General features: G+C 60.4%; 23 protein-coding genes. 8 read left to right on the top strand and 15 right to left on the bottom strand.

Annotation, left to right across the window (positions count from 1 at the left end; genetic code table 11):
* Complete coding sequence (locus SH809_05025; protein ID MDZ4699050.1) at positions 1 to 174, bottom strand: hypothetical protein; 174 nt, start codon at positions 172 to 174, stop codon at positions 1 to 3.
* A complete protein-coding gene (locus tag SH809_05020; protein ID MDZ4699049.1) occupies positions 171 to 1,565 on the bottom strand; it encodes a hypothetical protein in 1,395 nt (464 codons plus the stop codon). Before SH809_05020 ends, SH809_05025 begins: the two co-directional genes overlap by 4 nt.
* A gap of 330 nt (positions 1,566 to 1,895) precedes the next feature.
* Between SH809_05020 and SH809_05015 the strand changes: the two genes are divergently transcribed.
* Entirely contained in the window at positions 1,896 to 2,582 is a 687-nt protein-coding gene (locus SH809_05015) for a DUF502 domain-containing protein (protein ID MDZ4699048.1), read from the top strand.
* Positions 2,583 to 2,618: 36 nt separating this feature from the next.
* Here SH809_05015 and SH809_05010 read toward each other — a convergent pair whose 3' ends face one another.
* On the bottom strand, positions 2,619 to 2,924 hold the full coding sequence (locus tag SH809_05010) for a hypothetical protein (protein MDZ4699047.1): 306 nt from the start codon (positions 2,922 to 2,924) through the stop codon (positions 2,619 to 2,621).
* 374 nt (positions 2,925 to 3,298) lie between these two features.
* Positions 3,299 to 3,961: a redoxin family protein gene (locus tag SH809_05005; GenBank protein MDZ4699046.1), complete on the bottom strand. Its 663-nt coding sequence runs from the start codon at positions 3,959 to 3,961 to the stop codon at positions 3,299 to 3,301.
* Between the two features lie 334 nt (positions 3,962 to 4,295).
* Here SH809_05005 and SH809_05000 point away from each other — a divergent pair, with 334 nt between their 5' ends.
* Positions 4,296 to 4,601 (top strand): hypothetical protein, encoded by a 306-nt coding sequence (locus SH809_05000; GenBank protein MDZ4699045.1) that lies wholly within the window; start codon positions 4,296 to 4,298, stop codon positions 4,599 to 4,601.
* Here the strand turns inward: SH809_05000 and SH809_04995 are convergent.
* The gene (locus SH809_04995; protein ID MDZ4699044.1) at positions 4,595 to 7,378 is read right to left on the bottom strand and encodes a protein kinase; all 2,784 of its coding nucleotides are present in this window, start codon (positions 7,376 to 7,378) and stop codon (positions 4,595 to 4,597) included. The two genes, SH809_05000 and SH809_04995, sit on opposite strands and share 7 nt — an antisense overlap.
* A gap of 408 nt (positions 7,379 to 7,786) precedes the next feature.
* Between SH809_04995 and SH809_04990 the strand changes: the two genes are divergently transcribed.
* On the top strand, positions 7,787 to 8,998 hold the full coding sequence (locus tag SH809_04990; GenBank protein MDZ4699043.1) for a T9SS type A sorting domain-containing protein: 1,212 nt from the start codon (positions 7,787 to 7,789) through the stop codon (positions 8,996 to 8,998).
* 99 nt (positions 8,999 to 9,097) lie between these two features.
* Here SH809_04990 and SH809_04985 read toward each other — a convergent pair whose 3' ends face one another.
* Positions 9,098 to 9,448, bottom strand: a complete 351-nt coding sequence (locus SH809_04985) for a hypothetical protein (GenBank protein MDZ4699042.1) — start codon at positions 9,446 to 9,448, stop codon at positions 9,098 to 9,100.
* 572 nt (positions 9,449 to 10,020) lie between these two features.
* On the opposite strand from SH809_04985, the gene SH809_04980 reads away from it, so the two are divergent.
* Positions 10,021 to 13,734, top strand: coding sequence for a putative Ig domain-containing protein (locus SH809_04980; GenBank protein MDZ4699041.1), 3,714 nt, complete (start codon positions 10,021 to 10,023; stop codon positions 13,732 to 13,734).
* A gap of 18 nt (positions 13,735 to 13,752) precedes the next feature.
* Here the strand turns inward: SH809_04980 and SH809_04975 are convergent, their stop codons facing one another.
* Complete coding sequence (locus SH809_04975; protein ID MDZ4699040.1) at positions 13,753 to 14,499, bottom strand: ThuA domain-containing protein; 747 nt, start codon at positions 14,497 to 14,499, stop codon at positions 13,753 to 13,755.
* Positions 14,500 to 14,780: 281 nt separating this feature from the next.
* Here SH809_04975 and SH809_04970 point away from each other — a divergent pair, with 281 nt between their 5' ends.
* A complete protein-coding gene (locus SH809_04970; protein MDZ4699039.1) occupies positions 14,781 to 16,001 on the top strand; it encodes a hypothetical protein in 1,221 nt (406 codons plus the stop codon).
* A 26-nt stretch (positions 16,002 to 16,027) separates the two neighbouring features.
* On the opposite strand, the gene SH809_04965 is transcribed toward SH809_04970, so the two are convergent.
* Both SH809_04965 and SH809_04960 read right to left on the bottom strand, forming a co-directional pair.
* The gene (locus SH809_04965) at positions 16,028 to 16,777 is read right to left on the bottom strand and encodes a DUF1080 domain-containing protein (protein MDZ4699038.1); all 750 of its coding nucleotides are present in this window, start codon (positions 16,775 to 16,777) and stop codon (positions 16,028 to 16,030) included.
* A gap of 298 nt (positions 16,778 to 17,075) precedes the next feature.
* Entirely contained in the window at positions 17,076 to 18,086 is a 1,011-nt protein-coding gene (locus SH809_04960; protein MDZ4699037.1) for an NAD(P)-dependent alcohol dehydrogenase, read from the bottom strand.
* A gap of 314 nt (positions 18,087 to 18,400) precedes the next feature.
* On the opposite strand from SH809_04960, the gene SH809_04955 reads away from it, so the two are divergent.
* Positions 18,401 to 19,057, top strand: coding sequence for an HAD-IA family hydrolase (locus tag SH809_04955; protein MDZ4699036.1), 657 nt, complete (start codon positions 18,401 to 18,403; stop codon positions 19,055 to 19,057).
* 54 nt (positions 19,058 to 19,111) lie between these two features.
* Here SH809_04955 and SH809_04950 read toward each other — a convergent pair whose 3' ends face one another.
* Complete coding sequence (locus tag SH809_04950; GenBank protein MDZ4699035.1) at positions 19,112 to 20,218, bottom strand: ImmA/IrrE family metallo-endopeptidase; 1,107 nt, start codon at positions 20,216 to 20,218, stop codon at positions 19,112 to 19,114.
* Between the two features lie 682 nt (positions 20,219 to 20,900).
* Here SH809_04950 and SH809_04945 point away from each other — a divergent pair.
* The gene (locus SH809_04945; GenBank protein MDZ4699034.1) at positions 20,901 to 21,602 is read left to right on the top strand and encodes a type I restriction-modification system subunit M N-terminal domain-containing protein; all 702 of its coding nucleotides are present in this window, start codon (positions 20,901 to 20,903) and stop codon (positions 21,600 to 21,602) included.
* A gap of 10 nt (positions 21,603 to 21,612) precedes the next feature.
* Here SH809_04945 and SH809_04940 read toward each other — a convergent pair whose 3' ends face one another.
* The 5 genes from SH809_04940 to SH809_04920 form a co-directional block, all read right to left on the bottom strand.
* Complete coding sequence (locus SH809_04940) at positions 21,613 to 22,314, bottom strand: hypothetical protein (protein ID MDZ4699033.1); 702 nt, start codon at positions 22,312 to 22,314, stop codon at positions 21,613 to 21,615.
* Positions 22,200 to 22,574 (bottom strand): hypothetical protein, encoded by a 375-nt coding sequence (locus SH809_04935; GenBank protein ID MDZ4699032.1) that lies wholly within the window; start codon positions 22,572 to 22,574, stop codon positions 22,200 to 22,202. The genes SH809_04940 and SH809_04935 overlap by 115 nt, the downstream gene beginning before the upstream one ends.
* 256 nt (positions 22,575 to 22,830) lie before the next feature.
* Complete coding sequence (locus SH809_04930) at positions 22,831 to 23,028, bottom strand: hypothetical protein (protein ID MDZ4699031.1); 198 nt, start codon at positions 23,026 to 23,028, stop codon at positions 22,831 to 22,833.
* Positions 23,029 to 23,150: 122 nt separating this feature from the next.
* Positions 23,151 to 23,612, bottom strand: a complete 462-nt coding sequence (locus tag SH809_04925; protein MDZ4699030.1) for a hypothetical protein — start codon at positions 23,610 to 23,612, stop codon at positions 23,151 to 23,153.
* Position 23,613: 1 nt separating this feature from the next.
* Positions 23,614 to 23,958, bottom strand: coding sequence for a hypothetical protein (locus SH809_04920; protein ID MDZ4699029.1), 345 nt, complete (start codon positions 23,956 to 23,958; stop codon positions 23,614 to 23,616).
* A gap of 699 nt (positions 23,959 to 24,657) precedes the next feature.
* Here SH809_04920 and SH809_04915 point away from each other — a divergent pair.
* The gene (locus tag SH809_04915) at positions 24,658 to 24,888 is read left to right on the top strand and encodes a hypothetical protein (protein ID MDZ4699028.1); all 231 of its coding nucleotides are present in this window, start codon (positions 24,658 to 24,660) and stop codon (positions 24,886 to 24,888) included.
* The last annotated feature ends 452 nt before the right edge of the window (positions 24,889 to 25,340 follow it).

The raw sequence follows: 25,340 nt of genomic DNA, 5'->3' as shown, positions 1-25,340 counted from the left end.
TCACGCTTCCGATTGTTTCATCCACAGCGGCGCGCTCACGAACCAGAGCACGGTACCGACCAACATCAGCCACGCGTGTCGATCCCAGGAAAGCGAGCCGGCGAATACGAGGAAGGCCGGCACGACGGTCAGCGCCAGGGCCGCCAGCGAAACAAGTTTGGCGATGGGTTTCATACCGGTTGTTCGATGGTTCGGGTGGATGTCCGCTGCTGCTGGACCCGACAGAGTCCGATGTAGAGAATCGTAGCGATAAACCAGCCGGGCAGGCCTTTGAAGAAGATCTCTATCGGGAGGAGGAAGCAGATAAGCAGGGAGCCTCCCCAGCTCACCGCCGCCGGCCAGCTGAACGCCAGCCCCTTCCATTCCGCGAAGTTCTGCCGGAGGCCGAGGCGCGGCAGGATCCAGTAATCGGCAAAGATGACGGCGCCCATTGGCATCAGCACGAGGCCGTACAGCGCCACGAAATCCAGCAGCTGCATCATGATGGCGGGAAAAAGCGCTGCGATCGTCGTGATGACGCCGACAGCCAGCGTCACCTTCCATCGTTTCCAGTTGGGGCTGATCGTCTGCAGGGCGAGGCCGGCGCGGTAAATCGTCGGGTTGGCGGTCGTCCAACCGGCGATGATCACACAGATGGCGCCCGCGACTCCGGCGCCCAGGAAGGCAATCGGGCCCGGCGCCACTTCGCCGCCGTTTTGAATGGCGAGCGCCACCAGAATGCCCGAGGCGATCCAGGCGACATAGTGGCCGAGGTACATGCCAAAGGCACTCAAAAATCCATATTTCCACGATTTTGCGTAGCGCAGGAGCGTCATATCCGCCATCCCGATATGCATCGCCATGTTGCAGAACCAGGCAAAAAAGAGGACATGCCAGAACGTGAAGTGAACGCGGCCGGCCTGCGGCACGCCGGTCCAGATCTTATCGTTTGCCACAGTCCAGAACTCACTGAACGACGTCACTCCGAGTTGGGGAAGGACGGCGACGCCGGCGGCGATGAAGACCAGAAACATCCACGGCGCCGCAATTTTCGAGAACCAGGCGATTTTCTCAAAACCCAGGATGGCGAGCACGGTCACCACGGCGCCAACGAGCAACACAACCACCACCCAGCCGACTGAGTTCGGGTACACGTCGTTCAAACTCGGCATATCCATCCCGAACGGTAGCCCGACGGCCGTCGCCGCGACGGAGATCATCGAGCCGGCGAGGAAGCAGAACATGAGCGCGTTCACGATATTGTACGCGAACAGCAGGTAGGGGCCGGCGATTTTGCGCAGCTGCCAGTACAGGTTCAGCCGGGTGCGGGTGGCGATGGGCGCCGTGATGAACGCCCAGCTAAGCACGGCGAGCAGATTGCCGACCAGCAGTCCCAGAAACAAATCCACCGCGGCGACGCCGTGCGCCACAAACAGAGGCCCGATAACGAACTCGGTGCCGGCGACATGTTCGCCGGCGTAGATGCCGATGAAGCTAGTGGGACCCTGGAGGCGATCCGATGACACGGGCTCTCGATCGAATTCGTACAGGGCGTCGAGACGTTCGGCGACGGAAGGTGCGGCCATTGGTTTGAGGTATCAACGTGGACCCATCGAAGTCCACGAGAACTTAATCGCTGCCTGTCGAATTGGCAAACGCCGGCAAAAGGGTGGCGCAAGATCGTGACGGCGTCGATTCTAGCCGCCGAACGGTCGATACCCGCACCCGGATGGGACGAATCTGGCACCGATTTGGGAGCTATTCTGGAGCGGCGGATGTGAAGTGTCGGAAAAAAATGCGCCGGCAGGGTACAAATCTCGTCCAGAATGTGTCTTCTACGTTAAAGCCCGACCGCGCGAGACCCGAAGGGTTTCCAAAACCCTTCGGGTCTTCGGCCCAGGCAGTCCTATAGCTACATGAAACGACTTAGAAACTTCTTCTTCACCGGCCTGCTCACCCTGCTGCCGATCTGGCTCGTCTGGATCGTGTTCAAGTTTGTATTCGGGCTCCTCTCAGACATCAGCAAGCCGCTCGTCGAGCCCATCTTGAACGGCATCGCGACATCCGAGCCGGAGATGTTCTACTGGCTCAATGAGCCGAGTGTGATGACGCTGGTCGCCCTCTTCGGCACCATCCTGCTCATCCTGTTCGTCGGAGCCCTGGCGCGGCGCGTCATCGGGCAGCGGCTGCTGGCGCTCTTCGAGTCTCTCATCACCCGCATCCCGCTCGTCAACACGATCTACAGCTCCACCCGACAGCTGCTCGATCTCCTGCAGACCAAGCCCGGCAGCACGCAGCGGGTGGTGTTGATCGACTTCCCGCACGCCGACATGAAATCCGTCGGCCTCGTCACCCGGACGCTGCGCGAAAAAGGCACCGGGCGCGAACTCGCCGCCGTCTACGTCCCCACTACCCCGAATCCAACTTCCGGCTACCTGGAAATCGTCCCGGTCGAGATGCTTACTCCGACGGACTGGACGGTTGACGAAGCCATGGCATTTATCATCTCCGGCGGCGCGGTCAGCCGCAAAGAGATCCCGTTCACCCGCAAAGACCAATCGCGCAAATCTGAGGAGGAGAAGGAGGTCACGTCTATCGTCTGATGCTAACTAGGACCGGTTGATACCGTGCACGGAAGTTCAAACCAGAACGTCGCGCCGGGCTCGGCCGCGAGAGCGAGTCGCCATGGCGTCCAGCGCCTGTTGATTGACTCGAACCCTGGCCGCCGCATCGTTCAACGCAGACTCCGCGGCCAGAAACTGCTCGGTGACCGTGCGTACCATGGCGCGCGGCGCGCGTCCATACACATAGTTGATGGATACTTGCTCCGTTTGCGTTTTCAACGCCTCATAGCGGCGGCGAGCCGCCTCCAACGCTCCGATCGATGCATCGCGCATCGCAATAATCTGATCCCGCATCCGGGATGCGTGGTCGTTCTTCATCATAGGATTGCCTGTAAGAGGTGGGGGATAACAACAGTTGTCTCTACAGAGCCCCTACTGACTAGCGGCAAGGCGTTTAAGCCGACATGCTACAAAAGAGGGCGGTAAATTGGACTACAAACCAGGTGCCAACCCGTAACTCGCCGCCCGCACGCATCCTCGCTGGAATTTATTTTATTTGGCGAAAGCGCTTTTTTATTTTCGATTCGATCTTCAAACTATAGTAAGCTTGAGGGCCACAACCCGAATCTTGCCTTTTCTATTTAAATCGCCTACCATAAAGTTGTCTTAGCTATGCGGGTATCCAATCTCCGCGAAAGCCCGGCCTGTCCCCAGCAAGCCGGGTTTTCATTTATGAGACTCCGCCGGCGATACCCCTATTGGTTGTCTCGGGCACGGGAGTACCGCACATCACAGCCATAGGGTTCAGTGCGAGGCACAGCGACAGCCCGTCCGCCGAGCGCATCTTCAAGGGCCTGCGCGACATAATTGACGGCCTGCGACAGACTTTCCTCCGTTGCTTTGGGTTGATCATCCAGCGCGCCCGAATACACAATCAACCCGTCTGGATTCACCACTACCGCCTGTGGCGTGACGCGAGCCCCGTAGGCATGGCCGACGGCCCCGTCCGCATCCAGCAGGACCGCCGTCTGCGCCGCGCCCCGTTTGGCGAGGAGGGCATTCATGCGGTCGCGAGGCGCGCTCCCCTGCCGGCCCGTGGCCGAAGAAATGACGGAGAGCCAGACGACCCCCCGAGTGGTGTACGCCTGCTGTAGCTTCGGGAGGTACCCGGTGTCATACCGGATGTCCACCTGCGGGCACGCCAGGTTGGTCCATTCCAGGACGACATAAGACCCGCGATACTGCTGGAGGGTCTGGCGCTCGCCCTGAGAGTCGTATACCGAGAACTCGGGCGCCGGCTCGCCGGCCCGAAGATCAAATGCCGGCGCCTGCGCGGAGGTCGTTCGCACACTGGGAGCACAGCCGATGAGGCTGCCCATCAGGCTGCCGAGGAGGAAGACAAAAAGTGGTGCTTTCATGGTACGTTGGATGGTGCGGAGAGATGGCATCGGTAGTCGCTGTACACCCTGTCGCTCGTACAAAAAGTCATCCCACTTCGTTGCCGCGTGCGGATACCGATGGATCAAATGAGGCTTCACGTCCCTCATTGCGGCTTAAAACCCGGAAAATGAGGGGAATTCCGTCTGCTTAAGGCCTTCCGGGGCCTGTACTTTGTCGGCCACATGTATATCTTTCGTCACGTGCTCGACCGTCCCACCGATTCGTGTTGAGCCCGTTGCCCACCAAGAGGTGTGGCTCTATTGTCCACACCACACTACACGCGCGCTACTGCGCGTCATCAACCCTACCTGCATGGCTACCATAACTATCCACTTTGACAGCGCCGGCAACCCGACACCGGCCACGATTACGATCCAGATCGGCGACACAGTTGTTTTCCATGCTGGCGCTCAGCCGATTGTCCTCTGCATCGATCCTGAATCCATTTTTGGGGCGGAACGCTACGCGCTCCCGGCCGGCGCCTCGACCTCACTTTCCGTTCTGGCCGGCGCCTCCGGAGATTTCAGCTTCACCTCGTTGGCCGGCGACATCGAGGCCGAATGCGGCGCACGCGGCGCAACCGGTGGCGACGGCTCCGGCAAGGTAGGGGGTCAGTAAGCGCCGGCTAATGCCGTATACCGGGGATCGCGGCGGAGATCATCCAGCCAGGGCGAGGCCTCAATTCGCTTCGGCGCCAGGCCCGCCTCGAGGGCCTGGCGGATAAAGTCGATCGCGCGGTCGCGGTCGCCCAGCGCTTCGTAACACTTGGCCGCGTTGAGCCAGGTGGTCGGCGTGGCCCCCTCCAGGGCCAGAAATCGGTTCAACGCGTCGAACGCCTGCGCGCGTTGGCCGAGCCGGGCCAGCGCAAAGGACTGATTCCACAGCGCCCAGTGATCGACGGCGTTGACATCCAGTCGCTTGCCGGCCAGGTCGACGACGCGCTCCCAGGCGACGCGCGCACTATCCGCGCGGCCGAGCCAGTGATAGGCACTCCCAAGGTCCTGCCACACATCCAGATCGGTATCCAGTAAGTCCACCGAACCCCGGAATTGCCGGCGCGCCTCGGCGAAGTCGTCCCGGAGGTAATGAATGGTGCCGATGTTGTATAGGGCAAGCGCGGTCGGTTCGGCGGCGGCGGGGTTTGCACGAGCCGCCTGGCGATAACTCTCCAGCGCATCGTCGATGCGCTCCAGCGCCTGATACTGGACGCCCAGGTTATTATATCCCCACGGGTTTTTCGGGCGAAGCCGAATGACCGTCTGGTACAGGGGGATGGCCTCCTCATGCCGGCCTTGCCAGTTATAGAAATTACCGAGGCCGTTGGCGTAGAGCCACTGATCCGGCGCGAGACGGATGGCGCGCAGAAAAAACTCCTCTGCCTTCGCCGGCTCACCCATCAGGTCGTACACCCGGGCCAGCTGATAGGGCGCTTCGGCGTTTGTGTCATCGAGTACAAAGGCCCGCAAGAACTGGCGTTCCGCCTCGGGGTAATCGCCGGTTTTGAGGTAGATCATGCCCATGGTGAGACGAACCGGACCCAGTTCTTCATCCAGTTCGATGGCGCGCCGGCCGTACTGGATGGCTTCGTCGAGCCATTGCCGGCGGTTGTCCAGCTCATATTTGAGGATGTTCGCTTCGCCGAGGCCGGCATACGCCAGCGTGAACGTGGTATCCTCTTTTACCGCCAGCTTGAAGAGGCCAATCGACGCATCGATATTCGAGGCATCTTCGTAGCGCTGGAGGTACCCGCGGGCGCGCGTATAGTCGTTGTAGGCCTGCGCATTGCGCGAAGCGCCGGTCGAGAGGAACGCCTGCGTCTCGTCGTTGAGTTGCACGTCGAGCAGGCCGGCTAGACTTTCAACGATCCGATCATCCAACTGCCCCATCTCGGCGTTTGATACCTCGAGCACGCGCGAGTCGAGCACGCGGTTCGCCGGCGCATCGATGAGCTGGAGCGTAAGCAACAACCCGGCGCCGCGCTGCCGGACGCTCGCACCGAGCGCCAGCGTGGCGTCCAGCCGCTCGGCCGCGGCCTCGGCCGAAACGACCCCATCCGCGAGCAAATCGCCCGATGGCACTACGGACAAGGTGCCATCGAAACGCTGCATGAGGGTGAGCTTGCTGGTGACCGTGAACTCCAGACCGTTTACGAGCGCTGAATCGGCGCCCATATTGACAAACGGGAGTACGGCCAGCCGTGTGGTGCCCGTCTCCGACAGCACGCGTTCGCCTTTCATCATCCACCACCCGCCAAGAGCCGCCACGGCAACCACCAGAGCGCCCAGGATATACCTCCGATACGATAGCCATGAACGCATTACGGGGATTGCGGCGTCCAGCGGAGGCGCCGGCGTGCCCGTTTGATCCAGCGCGACGATAGCCTCCAGCACTTCGGCGGCCCGGGGATACCGCTGGTCCGGATCTTTCGCAAGGCACCGAAGGACGATGGCGTCCAGCGTTGGCGACAACTCCGGCTGGTGAGACGATGGCGGCGCGGGGTCTTCGTTGAGGATGCTGTAGATGACAGCCTGATCGTAGTCGCCCCGGAAAGGGCGCTCGCCCGTCAGCAATTCGTACAGCACGACGCCGGCGGACCAGATGTCCGAGCGCGCGTCGACAACGCCTCCACGCGCCTGTTCGGGGCACATGTACGCCACGGTGCCCATCGTCATCCCGGTGCGGGTAAGATCGACGCCTTGCATCTTGGCGAGGCCAAAATCGAGCACCTTCACCACTCCGCCGGCGGTAACGAGCAGGTTGTCTGGCTTGATGTCGCGGTGCACGATGCCTTTTTCGTGTGCGTGCGCCAGGCCGCGGAGCATCTGAAGGGCCATCTCCAGCGCCTGCTCGTACGCGACCGTGCGCACCTGCTTGGCCTTGAGCGTCTCCCCGTCGTAGTAGGCCATCGCGATAAAATGCTCACCCTCCGCCGACTCGTTGAACTCGTAGATCGTGCAGATATTCGGGTGATCGAGCTGCGAGGCCGCCCGGGCTTCCTGCAGGAAGCGCCGCGATAGCTCTTCGTCGCCCCGCCGGATCATCGGCAAAAACTTGAGGGCGACCAGTCGATCGAGCCGCGTGTCGCGGGCGAGGTAGACCACCCCCATACCGCCGGCGCCCAGTTCGCGCTCGATCACGTACTGGTTGATGCGATCCCCCGCCTGCACATACCCGCGCCGCGGCCCCGACGGTGCTCCCTGCCCCGGCACGTGCTGACGCATGCCAGAGAAAAATCCGGGTGCGGCCTCGTACGCCGTAAGCATCCCTTCCAGCTCGGCGCGCAGGGCCGTGTCGCCGGCGCACATGGTGTCGAGATAACGCACCCGCTCCTCCCCCTTCAGGGTAAGCGCCTTCTCGAACACAAACTCGAGTCGGGTCCAATCGGGTGTATTCATCGAGGTCGAACCAATACCTTTGGAGGCCTGGCGGATCCCTACATCCCGTGCATGGATGTAGGGGCACCAGGCGAGAAATAACAGAGGACTTTCGGGGAGTGATTTCGACCCAAAATTACGACCCGGACGGCATATAAACCCCTTTCCCGCAAAAAGTCGCACCCGAGCGTGCGAGGAAACGGGAGGCCGGCCCATCCGTAGGGCGCGCCTTCATGCGGGGGATTCCGGGGGCTTTGCCGGGCATATGACCGTGGCCACAATGCGGCTTTCCGCTCTTTCGCACGCGTACTGACCGCACTAATTTGCGGGTGCCCTTTCATCTAAGTAAGCAAGTCTTTAATTACGAAAGCCCCCCGGTACATGCAGATCGCCGTGCCGGATACTCTTCCACACTACCCCTGACCTACTATGTCGCACCTCGATGCGACGCGTTTCCGACGCGTCCTTACCTCCGTCATTTGCTTCGTGTTTATCTTGTTTATCCCATGCGCCTCGCCCGTCGCCGGCCAGGAGGGCAGCGCCACCCGGTTTTCGGTCGACATGACCTGCTTCCCGCCGCCGCCCGCGCCGGGGGGGCAGCCCGGTGTCGGGCCGCCGCCGCCCTGTATCCTCCCGGTGGGGATCGCCCCGGAATTTGTCTCGCCGGCGCCCTCCGGCACGGCTCGCTTCAACGTCCGCCCCGACGGTACGACCCGTGTGGCCATCGAGTTGGAGGGCGTCGATCCGGAGCTCGTGATCACGGTCTGGACGTCCTACTATTTCCCCGGCGGGCCCGCGCCGCACCCGATCTTTGCGCCGATCGCCCCGGGCAAGCCTGCGATCGCCGGCGTGTCGGCCCCGCTGGCGCCGACTTCCGCCGGCTACACCGAGGGCCTCGGACCGGAGCCCAACGAGTTCGAAATCAACGCGAATGGCAAAGCGCAATTAACCGTGGAGCTGGACTATAATCCGCTCCTGCCCCACACGGGGCCGCTGCGCAACGACCTCGTGATCACCAACCAGACGGACGCCCCTGCCGGCAGCGGCGTCGAGCAGCCGCTTTGCTGCGCCACGTCGCCGACGGTCCAGTCCGTAGGCGCTTCGTTCCTCCGGCACTTCGACCTCGAAACCGGATTTCAGCAACTGGTTGCCGACGGCCGGCCGATGCTGGTGCGTAGCCCGCTCCCGGTCGCCTTCCTGGCCGTCGTCGTCCATGTTGATAAACAAACACACGGCATCAACCCGGGTGTGCCCATTCTGCCGATCCCCGGCACACCGGTCACGGCCGGCGATCACTTCCTGCTGGGCATCTTCGACCTCCGCCCCCACTTCCCCGAATCCAGCGCGCCGCAGCGCGTCGCCTCCCGGCTCCCCGACGCCTATATACTCTCTGGCATATACCCGAACCCATTCAACCCAACAACAGCCTTTCAGCTTACCCTGGCTGAATCTCAGCGCGTTCGGATTGAGGTTTTCGACCTCCTCGGTCGTTCTGTCGCCATGATACAGGACGGTGTGCTCGGCGCGAACGAAGAGCACGTCTTTTCGTTCGACGCCGGGCGCCTCGCGAGCGGTCGGTATGTGCTTCGGGTGTTGGGAGAAACCTTCGAGACGAGTCGCACGCTCGCACTGGCGAAGTAACACACGTCCACACCTACACTCGATTATCGGTCGAGCAGGATCGACCGCGGGCCGGCTTCTCGGGGTGGGGAGCCGGCCCATCCTTCATGCCGCGACGCTCTACGGCATCATTTCATCATTCCAGCACGAGATGGACGGCTTCAAGCGGCTCGACGTGGCTTCCCCCGCCCGTAGTTTAAAAAAAGAAGCGACGAACCGATCGCTCGAATGTTGAAAATCGCTGCCGGCGTTGGAATAGGTGTTCTCCCAGTTATATCCCATCATCCGATTGCCCCCCATACGCCGAATCGACCACGTGACGCCGTCCATGTCCTGATTGGTGCCGTAAATCAGCGGGCTGATGGGCAACCGTCCGGCATCGACATCGATCGTTACGGATACTTCGGCGACGACCTCCACCTCAGGATCGGGCGTCGAATCGGGCGCGCCGTCGCAGCCAGTGAGCAGCAAGAGGGCGAGTACCAGCGCACGCCGCTCAGCTACAGAAGGACCCCATCGAAATGACGCGTTACCCGGCCGAAGTGTAGGACATACAAGGACACACTATTGAACACCTCGCCGACAGGCATTGCGGCGTTGATCTGTGAAGACCCCTCCCCGGTATGCAGTATCTTGATAGCCGTACCTCACATCAACCAGAACGAGGATATCATCATGCATGCGGTACTGGGAAAGGCTTAAGACGATAAGGACGCTCGGCTGGCTGGACTGAACGAGAAAATCGATCAGGCGACGCCTGCCTGCCGCACCCAGCGTGCCGGTTCGAGCGCCCCGCCGGCCTACCCCGTGGCACTATTCTTGCCAATATAAGGCGAAGACGCTCGAACGATGGAGGGGTATCCGGCCTTTCAGCCCCCATCGGCCTCTACGGCCCTCCATGTATTTTTCCGGCCCAGCCCGGTTCTTTGTCGATGCGCCGAAGGTGTCCCTGCGCCATTGGGCAATGTCCCAAAACGATGCATGTTGTCTTTTTTTGAGATGACGTGTCTGTCCCTTCGTTGCCTCATAACCCATCCCATCGGATGATCTGGAAAGGAGCCCTCGTGGCTTTCGTACTATTCACCCTGAGCGTTACGAATGCTCGGGCGCAATTCGGCCCGGAGATCACTTCAGAGCCGATTACGACGGCGACGGCCGGCGTGGAGTACGTGTATGATGTCGATGCCACGAATCTGCCAAAGTATGAGCTGGACAAGGCGCCGGAGGGGATGACCATCGAAGAGCTGACCGGCATCATACGGTGGGTTCCGAAAAAAAAAGGGAGTTACGACATCAGCGTTACAGCAAGCGCCTTGCTGGGTTCGGATACGCAGGAATATGTGCTTGTCGTCAGCGACTCGAACGAGCCCCCCGTCATCACCTCGACGGCCGTAACCACGGCCCGCGCGAAGGTCGAGTATCTGTACGACGTCAACGCCACCGGCGTCCCCGAGCCTGAGTATACGCTCACGACCGCCCCGACTGGGATGGCCATCGATCTGACGACGGGCCTCATCCAGTGGACGCCTGAAATCGTCGGCGATTTCGATGTTGTCATCGAGGCATCGAACACAGCCGGCGCCACGACCCAGTCCTTCACCATCACGGTGGCGGATGCGTTTGCGCCGCCGGAGATCGTGTCCACCGCCGTCACATCGGTCGTCCTCGGGCAGTCGTACAGTTACGACGTCGAGGCTAACGGCAACCCCGCCCCCACGTATGCCTTCGACGATGCGCCGACCGGCATGACGATCGACGCCACGTCCGGCCTGATCGCATGGACGCCGGACACCGTTGGAACGTATGACGTTTCCGTTCGGGCAACAAACACACAGGGTAGCGACCAGCAGTCGTTCACCATATCGGTAAGCCTGCCGCTGGGAGAGCCGAACTTCACGTCGAGCCCCGGGCTCGAGGCCACGGTGGGGCAGAACTACAGCTACGACGCCAATGCAACGGGCAATCCAACCCCCACGTTCGCCCTCACCGACGGCCCGCCCGGCATGACACTGAACGCCACGTCCGGCCAGATCGCCTGGACGCCGGCGGCGGCCGGCTCATTCAATGTATCGATTCTGGCGAGCAATTCGCAGGGTGAGGATGTGCAGTCCTTCACGATCCAGGCCAGCGAGCCGCTCGTGGCGCCGGGCATCACCTCCAACGCCATCCGCAATGCGACTGTCGGCCAGAACTACAGCTACAACGTAAACGCCTCCGGCAACCCGAACCCGGTGTATGGCCTCTCCACCGCGCCTGCCGGCATGACGATCAACGCCGCCAATGGCGTAATCGACTGGACGCCTGCAGAGGCGGGCGAGTTCGCCGTGACCGTGGAAGCTTCGAACTCCGTCGGCAACGACACCCAGTCGTTCGACATCGAAGTCAGTGAACCGTTATCCGCGCCAACGATTACCTCCACCCCATCCACCCAGACCTTCGTGGGCCAGGAGTACACCTACGACCTCGAAGCCACGGGCAATCCGTCGCCGACGTTCCAGCTGACGAACGCACCCGAGGGCATGACGATCAACGCCGAGAGCGGTCTCATCGCGTGGATGCCGAACGCGACGGGCACCTTCAACGTGGCCGTCCGCGCGAATAACCCACGGGGCAGCGCCTCGCAGTTATTCTCTATCAACGTCAGCCAGAGCCTGGCGAGTCCGGAATTTGCATCAACCCCGGTCGAGACCGCCACGGTCAACCAGGCCTATCGGTATGACGTAGACGCCGTTGGCAACCCGGTGCCCACGTATGCCCTGCAGACCGCGCCGGAGGGCATGACCATCCAGTCCGCCACCGGCGTCATCTCCTGGACGCCAGGCAACGCCGGCTCGTACGACGTCATCGTCGACGCCACCAACTCCCAGGGCACCATCAGCCAGCCCTTTTCAATCGCGGTGGGCGAGCGCCTGGCGGCGCCATCGATCACCTCGACCCCGATCACGCAGACGATCGTCGATGCGCCGTACAGCTATACCGTGGTGGCCGCCGGCAATCCCACGCCTACGTTTACACTACTTGCCAACCCTTCCGGCATGACGATCGACAACGCAAGCGGCGTCATCAGCTGGACGCCCAGGGCCACCGGATCGTTCAACGTCTCCGTTCAGGCCGCCAACTCGCAGGGGAGCGCGACGCAGCTGTTCAGCCTGATGGTGGACAACACCAGCTCGGTGGCCGTCCTCCAGTCCCAATCGATCGAAATCAACACGCCGACCTCGTACACGTTCGAGGCCGTGGTCAATTCCAACGGGAGCCCGACCTCGGTAACGTTTGAATACGGCCGGGACGCCGTCAATGAGTCCGCTGTCCTCGCCACGCCTCAACCCATCGTGGGTGTGGAAATCCCGATCGCGACGACTGTGAGCAACCTCGCGGAGGGCGTGACGTACCTCTTCCGGGTTACGGCGGAGAACAGCGCCGGCAAGACTACCGGCCCCGTGCAGTCGTTCACCACCTACCAGTCGTCGTACCAGCTCGGCGCCGACCTGCCGTTTGGCCCGCGGCTCGACAGCCTCGGCTATCGCCTGTACAGCGTGCCGGGAGATGTCGACCTCAACACATCAAGCGTACTCGACGGCGAACAACGGGAGGACTGGAACATCTACCGCGACAACGGGCAGGCTGCCAACTTTTTCGAGGAATTTAATGGTTCCACCCTCTTCCGCTTCCGGCCGGGCCGGGCGTTCTGGATGCTCGCCCGAAATGCCGGCGAGGTCCCTGAACAGACGGTAAGTACGGTGGATCTGGACCGCGATGGAACGTACGACCTGCGGTTGCAGGCCGGCTGGAACCTCATCGGCTCGCCCTACCTGCTCCCCCTGCCCTGGGAAACGGTCCGCGCCCTGAACCCATCGATGCCGGCGACGGCCAAATTATGGACCTTCGACGGCGCCTTCCGCGAGGCCACGGTGCTCGAGCCGTATAAGGGTTACTACTATTTTAACGACCAAACCGTCGCCCAGACGATGCAACTGCCGTTCCCCGGCCTCTACGCCAATCTGGGCAAGACCGACGGCGCTCCGAAGCGCCTGGCCGCCGCACCGGCTGCCCGGACGCTCCGTCTCGTCGCCGCCACCGACAGTCTCGCCGCGTCGGCCGAGATCTACCTGAGCGAGGAGGCGATGAGCGTGCTGGACCGACTCGACCAGTACGCGCCGCGCCAGGCGTTCTCCGGCCTAGCGCTGGCGCTCAAGCCGGCATTTGACACCCCGTATGGCGATTTCGCCCTCGAAGCCCGCCCCGAAATCGTCGACGGCGCCGCGTTCGACCTCATGCTGCACGCCTCACCCGGCGAGCGTATCGCGTTCTCGGCCGAAGGGCTGGCGGCGTTCGAAGATCAGCGGGTATTCCTCATGGACCGCGCCACGGGCGAGTTGACCGACTTACACGCCCGGCCAACGGTGACGCTCGCGGCCTCCGCCGCCGGCTACCAGGTGCTCATCGGCTCCGACGCGTTTGTCGAGGACCACCAGGCCACCGTCGCGCCCGAGACCTTCCAACTCGCTCCGGCCTATCCGAATCCCTTCGCGCGGTCGACGACCATCGCGTACAGTCTGACAGAGTATGAAGACGTCGAGCTCGCGGTTTTCGACGTGCTCGGACGTGAAGTAGATGTGCTCGTGCGCGGCGCGCAGCCGGCCGGCTATCATGAAGTCCGGTGGGATGGCGCCTCGCTGCCCAACGGGATGTACGTGCTGCGCCTGAGCACCGCGTCCGGGCCGGCGCAGGTGCGGACGATGGTGAAGGTTGAGTGACCTTGTAGCGGCTATCGCCTATCGCCCAAACGAATCCAGAATGTTGCCGATGCTCCGCCGGACCATAGGCAGTACGAGGGTGTAGCGATCGTGCCCTGGCACGAAGACAACCACCTTACCCTGGCCATAGTCGTGTGCCCAACCCTGGAAGAATCGACCATTCTCCGGCGAGAAGCTCTGCATGAAGACATTGGTCGCCGACGAGTCGATTTCCAGCTTATATTCCTCGTCCTTTATGATGAATGGTTCGACGCCGTTGTTGAGGCCGGCGTAGTTCCCGGTGGGCACCACGGTGATCGTCGTCGCCGGCGGGTGCATGATGAAGTAGGCCTTGGCCAGACGCGATATGGCGCCGTCTTTGGGGTAAAAGCCAATACCGTCGTGGTGCAAGAATAAATGGCCGCCATTCGATACATAGGCCTCGATCGCCTCTTCCTGAGCCGGCGTCATCCAGCCGTATTTTCGTGAATCCGTTTCCTTTTCCTTGAGTTTCCGGTGGTCGTCGACGGCATAACGGCTCATCACGATCAGGTCGTACTCCGCCAGCTTATCGAACGGAACGTTGTAATCGAGCACGATATCCGTTGCATAGCCACGTTCTTCCATCTGCATCACGATGGCGCCGTGTAATGGCGCGACGGCATGCCAGAAATCGCCCAGAATAGCCAGCGCCTTTTTGTCGGCCACCGGCCGATCCGTCGATGCCCTTTGCCCGCTCAAGCCCAGCAGAAGGAGGCCAGTAATACAAACGATCAGCGTTTTCATGATGCGCTCGCAAGAAGATAAGGTTGGGATGAAAAGGAGTTGCCCGGCCAGGCCGGCGACATCGCTGCCGGCCGATCGAAGAAAAGACGTAAAACTCCGGGTAAGTCACAACAGGCGGATGCCGAGAATTATTCGGCCTGCGTACGACCTATCGCGCGCCCAGAGGGGATTGTGGCGAACCGCTTGCGCGATAGGAGCGTATCGCGTTACCGTATGGGTGCTGGAGGCGCGAAGGTGTCCTCCATGGGATGATCAACCAGAAAGAACTCGTTTCCAACAGTATGAAGTCAACAATCGTTATTGCCACTCTCCTGTCCCTGGGTCTGACCACGCAGGTAGTATTCGCGCAACCGGGCCGCACCGTCGAACTACCCGCGGGCCCCGGTAAGGCGCTTGTCGAGGCGGCCTGCGTGGCCTGCCATACCCCGGCGAATATCGTGGGCGCCGCCGGCTACGATACGCCCGAACGCTGGAACGAAGTCATCTCGACGATGATCACCCTGCCGAAGGCGCAGGCGGATACGATTGCGGCCTATCTGGCCACCCATTTCCCCGAAAAACCCGGCCGGCAGCCGACGCTGATCGACGGCCCTGTGGAGATCGATATCAAAGAGTGGGTCACCCCGACGCTCGGCCAGCGCACGCGCGACCCGATCGAGGCGCCGGACGGATCGTACTGGTGGACGGGGATGTGGGCGAGCCTGGTGGGCCGGCTGGATCCCGCGACCGGGGAGATGCGCGAGTACCCCCTCCCGCCGACGGCCCGGCCGCACAGCATCGTGCCCGATCAGGACGGGAATATCTGGTACACCGGCAATAGCAACGCGACGATCGGGAAGCTCGACCCGAAGACCGGCGCGATCACTGAATACAAAACCCGAGGCCGGGACCCGCACTCGGCTATCTTCCACCCGAACGGGAAGTTGTATTTCACCTCGCAGGGCGCCGGCATGATTGGCCGGCTGGACCCCACCACCGGCGAATTGACCGAGATCGATACCGAGCCGCGGCCGTACGGCATTCAGGTGGCCCAGGACGGCACGCTCTGGGTGGCCTACAACGGCACGAACAAACTCGGCGCCCTGAATCCGGAGACGATGGAGGTGCGGTATTACCCCGTGCCCGACGAGCGCTCGCGCATCCGCCGGCTGGGGCTAACGAGCGATGGGATGGTGTGGTACGGAAATTCGACGATGGGGAAGATCGGCCGGCTGAATCCTGCGACGGGAGAGATTAAAGAGTGGGATTCCCCGAGCGGGCCGGAGGCCCATCCGTACGCGATGGCCGTGATCGACGACAAGATCTGGTACAACGAGTCCGGCATGCGCCCCGACGCCCTCGTCCGGTTCGATCCCGACACCGAGAGCTTCCAGAGCTGGGAGATTCCGTCCGGCGTCGGGATCGTCCGCCACGTGTGGGTGACGCAGGATGGGAAGCTGCTGATCCACCAGAGCAGCTCGAATCGGCTGGGTGAGGTGACGATTCAGGATCGGGTGAATTGACGCAGGATGCGTTGCGGCGCGCTCTCCTAGTAGGTTTTCAGCCTGATATTGCGGTACTCGACCTTCATGGGAGGGCCTACATGCACCTGGACAGCGATCTGGCCATCCGTTGGCCGGCTCGGGTCGTCGTCGACCACGACGCTCATTACCTGGCCGTTGATCATGTGGATTAGGGTGTTGTCGCGGACGATGAGGTGGACGGCGTTCCAGCCGGCGGTCACCCCACCGGCGATTTCCTCATTGTCGCCGATCTGGGATAGGAGGACCGGCGTCCGACCGCCCACTACATGCGTGAGTTGTCCGCGGAGGGCCAGGAAAAGCCGGCCTTTTTCTTCGTAGTTATTCCCGGTGTACCGGAGCGGTCCGTCGATATCGCACTGATATCCTCGCATCGAGAACGCATTGTCGGGCGTGACCGGATCCGGGATGACGATGCTCCGATAGTTGATGCCGCTGTTGCCTCGTTCCGTGATCCGGTACTCCAGTTTCAGTTCGAAGTCTTCCGGCTGGCCACCCTGCCAGATGATGAAGGTATTACTCTTGACCAGCGTCTCCGGCGTGATTTCGCCGACGAGCGCGCCATTTTCCACGCGCCAGTGGGTATCGTTGCCCTCCCACCCGTCAAGGTCGCGGCCGTTGAAGATCGACACGAAACCGGGTTCGTCGCCGGCGAGCGCCTCGGGTCGATCGCTCTGTTTGGGGATGAAGGGTTCGGCCTGGCCAAAGGCCTCGGTCGAGAGCAGGAAAAGAGTCGCGAGGAGCAGGGAGTGTTGCATGGGTGCGAGGGGCTCAGGGGGATCGATTGGAATAAGGTCGACTATTGCGCTTAGGAGTACAATAGGGTTGAGATTGACGACGGTGAGGAGCCATCACGCGTTCCGCGAATACTTCGCGTGAGCCGGCGCGCTTCGTAAGAGCTGCACGACGCGGCCTAGCGCTCACTGATCTGTCAGGGCGATGCCCCATCCCCACCCTACAAAAAAACCCCGGGGGCGTCCATCCCCCGAGGTTGATAGATGATCACGTTTCCCGGCGACTTCCGATGTACAATACACCGCGCCGCGGCAGCCTGCGTTAGCGGGACGCGTCCAGCACGATCCGGTAGCGCGCCTTGCCGTCACGCAGATGCTCCAGCGCCTCGTTGACTTCCGAAAGGCCAAACATCTCCGTGACCGGCGCAATGGTGTGGCGGGCGCAGAACTCCAGCATTTTCGCGGTGGTTGCCGGGCTCCCGATCGGGCTGGCGGAGATCTGCTTCTGCCCCATCAGGAGCGGGAAGACGCCGGTTGAAATCGGTTCAGGAACCGCGCCCACGAAATGGAGCCGGCCTTTGGGCCGCAGCGCGGCAAGGTACGCGCCCCAGTCCATAGCCACATTCACGGTGACCAGAATCAGATCAAGCGTGCCCGCAATAGCGGAAATGGCCTCAGGATTTCGGGAGTTGACGACGTGGTGGGCTCCCATGCTTCGCGCCTCCTCTTCCTTGGCCGGGTTGCTGGAGAAAGCCGTTACCTCGCATCCCCATTTGTTCATGAACTGCAGCGCCAGGTGCCCCAGGCCGCCAATGCCGATGACGCCGACGCGATCCGTCGGTTTTACATCAAACTCGACGAGCGGGCTGAACACCGTGATGCCGCCGCAGAACAGGGGACCGGCCTTGGCCGCGTCGATGCCGTCGGGGAGTGGTACAGCCCACTCCGCGCTGCAGCGGAGCTTGTCGGCGAACCCGCCATACCGCCCGACGATGGTCGACTCGCCTTTCGGGCACAGGTTATGGTTGCCGGACATACACTGCTCGCAATGCATGCACGACGCCGAGGCCCAACCGATGCCGACCGTCTGACCTACCTTGACATGCGAAACGCGGTTTCCTACCGCGCGAACGGCGCCAATCGCTTCGTGCCCCGGGACGAACGGGTACTGCGTCATGCCCCAATGGTTGTGGAGCATCGAGAGGTCCGAATGGCAGATGCCGCAGAAAGAGACATCGATCTCGACTTCGTTCGGGTGAAGGGGGCCGAGTTCGAAGGTAAACGGCTCGAGACGTGCGCCGGCCTCCTGGGCCGCATAGGCGTTGACAGTCATAGGTAGTGCTCCGGTGGTGTGGGTGAGATCCCGTTCTCATTGCACTGGGAAGGGAGGAGACTACGATACCCTGCGAGCTGGTGTTCCGTGGTGGATGAAGCCGTTAGATTAAGATGAGTGCGTGCAATCAGAAGGGCCTTGAAGACCCACCGGGTTTGGCCTCAGCGGTGTCTTTCCTCCTGGAGGTCTCAGCCGACCTTGTATTCCCCCGGTCGGGGTTTCTTTTTGCTCTTGGACACCTTCCTCTGCCTGTTCGAGTATGACGGCTATTCCGCCCGGCACATCACAGAAACCCCCAAACCGACAACGTCCCTATGACCGAACTCCATTGCCAGGGCCTCATCTTCGACCTCGACGGGGTGCTGATCGATTCCGATGTGGTGTCCAACCGACACTGGAAACGCTGGGCTGATTTGAACCAGGTGTCGTTCGAGCACATTGCCGCCATCCATCACGGCCTGCCGCCGGTCCGCACCGTGGCGGCGGTAGCGCCTCACCTGGATGCGGCGGCCGAGTCGAAGGTGTTCGAGGAGTGGGCGGCCGATGACATGGACGACCTCAAAACCTACGAAGGCGCCTATGCGCTGCTGGCCGGCTTGCCGGCGGGCCGCTGGGGCATCGCCACCAGTTCATTCAGGACGCTAACCCTTTCGCGTCTCAACTTCCTCGGCCTGCCCATTCCCGATGCGCTGGTGACGGTGGACGACGTAAAAAACGGCAAACCCGCGCCCGACCCATACCTGCTGGCGGCCGAGAAGCTCGGCCTGGCTCCGGAGCACTGCATCGTGATCGAAGACGCGCCGGCAGGGATTCGGGCGGCCAAGACGGCGGGGGCACGGGTGATCGCCGTGACCACGACCAATCAGGTGTCGGCGCTGGGGGAGGCGGATTATGTGGTGGGCCGGCTGGTGGACATCGCCGTGGCCGTGAGTCCGGAGGGGTTCAGGGTGTCGGTGAGGTTGGGGGGATAGGAGGTGAAGCCCAATCCCTGAAATCCCGATGATGTCGTCGCCGCATAAATAGGTTCACTTATTGACCCATGCAAATTTCTGCTTCAGATCGTTCAGCTGGTTATATCCTAAAATGCCCTTATGCTGCAACTGACCGACGACAATACCAGGTGCTATTTCGAGTACATCGGCAAATCTCTTGACTGCATCTAAACTATAGTCTGCGCCTACAATAAAATCCGAAAGTCGCTTTGAAGGAATCAGAAAAGCACTTGCCCACTCGTTTGCTTCCTCCTCTTTCTCAACCTCTTGATCGTCCTCACTGCCTTCGAGAAACACCTCTCTCTTTCCATGCAGCAGGATATGGGCAGATTCATGGAAAAACGTGAACCAGAACTTGTCGTTCGTTTTTCCCCGGAGGCTGAGTTGAATCAGTGCGAGTTCAGGGCGTACCCACTGAGTAGCCCCAGAAATTTTCGCACCATCAATCTGAGGTGTAAAGACAATAGCGACGCCTGACTCGGCACAGAGCTGTTGCATCCGCGGCGCAAACGATTCAGGAGATTCGCGTGTCATAGTACGAATTTGCCTCAATGCCGCCACAAAGGTTGTCCGATCGTACGGATTCACCTCCTTCATCTCGTCTGCTTTGCGCAAACCGTACTGCAACCATGCCGATATGGGCTTGGGATCACTTGAGAAGGCAAGTGATTTTCTGAAAGCCACCTTGGGATTCAGCCATATTTCGTTCCATTGCTCAGGTGTACCCAGCCCAAAGAACGTCAACAACGAGCGCCCTTGTCGATATACGGCATCTTGACTGCGACCATCAACATCCTCAAGATATTCCGAGAACAGTCGGGCCATCTGTTTATACGGAAAGGATCGGACCCATTCAGCATGTTGCAGAATCTGTTCTCGTTCCTCTACGCGCTCAATGGCTTCCCTGTACAGCACCTCGCGGTTATTCCAGAATCGGGCAGGAACACCGAATACGTTCTCAAGGTGAAGAGCCGTCTCAGGTGTGATTGGCGCTTTCCCTTTGATGATTTCATTTAAAGTCTTTGTGGATAGACCGATACGACCCGCTAATTCGGCCTGGTACATCCCGCGTTCCTCGAGCAAATCCGATAAGGTTGAGCCCGGCGGAACGACATAGTCAGGATTAAAATCGTTACCCATGGCTACCTGCGGTTTTTCCTATTGTGAGTGTCTTCGATTTCAATAATGTGAACAGCAGTGACGCGGCTCCAGTCCAGGGCCCCATCAGCCTTTAATGGAATCGGCTCATTCGCAGGAACGAATAAGAGTCGGTATGGGTGTTCGAGGTCAACCGAAATTCGACCTGCCCTGTTCTCCCTTAGCTCGTGGTAACGTCCCGGCAAGAAGCGCAGGTCTTCAAGAAAAACAGCTGCCTGCAGATCCGCCATTCGTGTTCGTAAGATCTTGGCGCATCTTGGACCCAGTTGCCGAATGCCCCACTTCTCCTCGGAGCAGATTCGTTTCAGCTTGTTGTCTGGGAAGGTGATATCCAAGGGTGGAGGTATTTTGATTTACGCAACACGTTAATAAAAGTTCTGGATACAAGATAGCCCAAATAACCACTTCAGACAACAGAAGAGACAAAAACGCATGTGTGGCCTCTTCTCCTCGCAACGGCAAAACCCGGAGGTCATCAAGGCCCAGGTTTTTAAGGGGGACGGTCCGCTTCGCCGCGTGCCCCCTTCCTGAAAGTGCCGCCTAGCTAAAAGACGGGGACTATCATACAGCGTCGCTACGCGGCGCTCCATTGCTCTCCGGCAGTTGCACATAACCGGACGACAGGTTATCGTAGAGACCTCATTCTATCCCACTTCCCACCTGCATGTCCACCGAAACCCACTCCCAGATCGCCGGCTTCATCTGGGCCATCTGCAACCTCCTGCGCGGACCCTATAAACGGAACGAATACCGCAAGGTCATCCTCCCCCTCACGGTCCTTCGCCGCTTCGATTCCATCCTGGCGCCGACACACGCCGCCGTGCTGGTGGAATACGATCGGGTGAAGGACAAGCCGGATTCCGTCGTCCACAGCCTGCTCTGTAAGGTGACCGGCCGGCCGTTCTACAACCTCTCGCGGCTCGACTTCCCGCGCCTGCTCGACGACCCCAACCAGCTCGCGCCCAACCTTAACGCCTACATGAACGCCTTCTCCCCCAACGTGCGGGAGATCATGGAGAGCTTCAAGTTCGATCAGCAGATTGCGATCATGGCGGGGAAGAATCTGCTCTTTGAGGTCATCAAAGCCTTTAAAGGGATCGACCTCTCCCCGGAGCGGATCGACAATGTGCAGATGGGCTACATCTTCGAAGAACTGATCCGGATCGGCTCGGAGCAGGCCAACGAGGAAGCCGGGGAGCACTTCACGCCGCGCGAGGTGATCAAACTTATGGTCAACCTGCTCCTCTCCCCGGAAGAAGACCTGCGCCGGAGCCATGTCGTGAAGACGATAACACGGGGATCTCGACCTACATCTGGGTCCTCACGAACCGGAAGGAGCCGAGGCGCAAGGGCAAGGTGCAGCTGATCGACGCGCGCTACATGTACGTCAAGATGCGCAAGAGCCTGGGCAACAAGCGCAACAAGATCGGCGACAGGGACGAAAGGGAGACCGACCAGATCGGCGACATCACCCGGATCCACGGCGGCTTCCGCGATGGGGAAACCCGATTGATCCCGATCGATGGGCAGACGAAGGAGCGGGTGGTGAGCAAGGTGTTCGACGACGCCGCATGTTGGTCGCGGCTGCCCTGGCTGTAAAACGACCACGCGAACACCGCCTCGCAGCCGGGCCAGTCACGCGAAGCCATGTCGGCCAACCACTTCGCGATCAGCGAGGTTTTCCCTTCTCCGCCGAGCGCGACAAACGTCAGCACGCGGGGGCGGGACGTTTCATGTTTCCGGGTCTGCTCCCAGGCCTCGTCCAGCAGGGCGAGTTCGCATTCGCGTCCGACAAGTTCGGCCGGCGCGAACCGGATGATCTGATCAATGTCCACCCGAAAGCCAGCGGCAACAACCGGCGGGATCTGCGCGACGAGCCGGCAGAGTTCCTCCTTGCCGGCGAACTCGTAGTAGATGTGGTTGGTGCTCTGGACAACCTCGCGGTGGGCTCGTTGGAGAGCGGTCAGTTCCGGGGTCTCCGGGAGTTCGTGTTCAGCCGGCGCGTCGCGGACATGTTCGTCCTTCGCGAGGAAGACGTACACCGGAATGCCCATCTCCCGCGCGATGTAAAACTCCATCTGGGTGATGAGCAGCGCGGAGCGAAGGCATCCGGCACGTTGGGCTCCACGCCGTAACGAAACCCCACGAGGTGCACGACCGCCTCGGCGTCCTTGAGCTTACTCCGCAGCATCTGCTCCACCTCGCGGTGGTCTGTCGCGAAGCCGGGCTGGTTGATGGCGTGGCACTCTTTCATCTCGATCACGTTCGCCGCCGCCTCCCGGAACGAGGCGAACTCGGCCGAGACGCCGCTGAGGAAGAGGACGGGATAGGTCTTCATGGGCTGGGGAAGACGTACGTAAGAGAGAGCGAAAGAATATAACACTTCGGGACATGCGCCTGCTTGGAAAATTCCGATCTGTCTCAGACGCCCTTTCAGGCTAAATGCACCATGGCAAATCGTTCACTCACACAACACGCGCGGGCTTTCGCCAGCCATCGAACCCAAGCCGGTACCTACGGTCACTGCGTACCCCGAGACCTGGCCAGATGGGTCCAGGGATAGGAGATGTGGCATGACGTCCACCGGCCCCGCGTCAAATCACCCGATCTTGAAGAGTAGGCATCGCCTGGCCGGCGGATTCGAGGCTCCACACTTCGTTGTCGTTCTCCTCGATGCGAATCAGCATGTTGCCCTGGTAGATGTGTTTCCGCGCGGGGACTGCTTCCTCTCGTTCGATCGCCAACATCTGGCGAACGCTTTCCTTAAGGCCTTCGAAGTCGCTCGTATTCATGGTAATTGTGGCGCCTTACGTAGTTGGCCGTTTACAGGACATTGCCATGGCGGTTGATCCAGCCGGGTTCAGGGTTCCGATGGAGGGTAATTCCTATCGTGTAACGCAAAACCTACATGACCTTACTCTTGCGGATTCTGCTTGACAAACACCTCTGCTTCCTCACTTCGGTTGAATGTGACTACAAAGGGCGTTGATAATACTTGAGTCCACTTTCCCGAACGAGCCGCCTTTTGTTTGATTATGAATGCGTGCATCCCTTCTGCTTCGAATTCACCCTCGCTCAGTCGCACGATCCACCGATGAAATGAGTTGGGTTTAAGAACGATCTCTTTATAAGACACCTCACGCTCCTTTCCTCCAACAGGCTTATAATAAAGCTTTACCTCCTCAACCACTTCCTGGTCGGTGTCATTGATCCAAAGGCTTACGATCATACTGTCCAACTTGACGCCGAAAGGGCCAGGCACATCTATCGGAACGTTCAGGTTGATGCCCGAAATAACATCGACTAGTGACAAGTCATTTGTATCCCTGTCGATAATGGCTTTCTTGCACAAAACCGCCCAAATTGCTTTTGTCATCTTACCCGGTAGCTATTCCTTGCCGACTCGAACGCGTATTCCAAGAGACGAAGGAAGACTTTCCATGGCGACCTGCCACGAATCGCACGCCACGTTCTTCATCGAACTGCTTCGAGGCAATATGCACGAACCGCCGATTGGCTTTTGCCGGCGAAAGAGTATACGGTTGAACGGTCTCCGACTGCGAAGAAGAAAGACGAGATAACACATCCTTTAGCCCCCCCCGCGCAACGAACCAGCCTTCAGCAAGGGTGTCGCCTGTATCTGGCAAATCACTAAAATCAATGTCATCGTCAGACATCGCCTCTATTTCGTCGATTCTGAGTTCACGATCGAATCGCTTCATTAAATTTCCTCCTTTCTTGCCTACTGGCTGGTCGAGCCGTAAAAATTCTGATCTGGTCCTCTCGGAAGGTAAACCCGACCGCGATCAGCCCTATCTCCCCGAGTAGACCAAAAGCATTGTGCCTGTCCTCACCGTAGTCTTTACGGGTGTCCGGCTCAATCAATAACGGCTCATTGCTGAATATCGACTCTGCCTGCGAAAAGCTTATCCCGTGCTTTTCAATGTTAGCCTGGTTCTTGGTTGGGTCCCAGTCAAACATTTCAGGGTGGGATCGATATTTTCGCGCTGTTAAGAGTGTAATTAAGCGTTAATATATTCCAGATGCCCCGAAAAGTTATGCCCAAACAGATAATTTACCTGTGCACCTTAAACCCACAGACGTGAAAAAACCCGAAGGGTCTTGGAGACCCTTCGGGTGTGAACTGCAGTGCCTCCGCAAGGGCTTCGCCACCTTCGCGCCCCTCTTCGGGGCTCTTCGCGTGCCTCGCCGAAGCCCTGGGAAAACAAGGCCTTGCCGGCCTCGATCGCGCCGAGCGCTAGAATTTCGCAAGACGATTCCCCGTAGCGCCCGCTCACAATCTGGCTAACACAGCTCTTTGACCGTCTCTCCTTTCCCGGGTCTATAGCGTCTTCTTTTACCGGCTGCTCAAGGATGAGGCGCGTGGCTTCGACCGCTTCGCGTGAAAGCCCGGGCTTTCCGTGGCGGAGCACTTCGCCGGCATGCGCCAGCGGGTTGTCTCGGGCGTCTTCGTGGAGCGGGAGGAATGGGCGAAGGTGGGTGCGCCCTGGTACCTCTACGGGCAGAAATTCATCCTCATGCTGAAGGCCAAGGCCGGCATCGAAGGCGAAGGAATCTTGCCCAAGGAGGCCCTCGCCATGAAGACGGGCATACTGTCCGGCATGATAACAAACCAAAAGCCGGCCGCCTGAAAAATCCGTCTACGGGCGGAATAACTGCCCGCGCGCGCGCGTAGGAGCCTGTAAAAACTGAAAAAACTCCCGGGCCTGCCGGCGGGTGCCCTGCACTGTCGACATGTGAGGTCATACCAACGGACATAGCCCACGCCATACTGTAGAGCAAAGACGTGTGCCGGCGGAACGTGTCGCCAGCCGGCAATGAAGAACGGGTGTTGCCGGAAGCATGGGGGAATGCGCGAAGCGACGCCGGGCATCCCCGGTACAAGACCGGCCGGTAGCGGCGAGCGTGGCGTCGAGACCGGGGCACTTTATCAAGCAAGGGGCTGAGGACTGGCAAAGGGGGCAGTAGATCTACGACGTCATCGAGTGCCGGCGGGGATCCGGGCGGCGAAGTCGGCGGGAGCACGGGTGATCGCGGTGTCGACGACGAATCAGGTGTCGGCGCTCGGGGAGGCGGATTATGT

This window comes from Rhodothermales bacterium (genome assembly GCA_034439735.1).
Classification (GTDB): domain Bacteria; phylum Bacteroidota; class Rhodothermia; order Rhodothermales; family JAHQVL01; genus JAWKNW01.
This window is presented reverse-complemented; position numbering and strand designations above follow the sequence as displayed.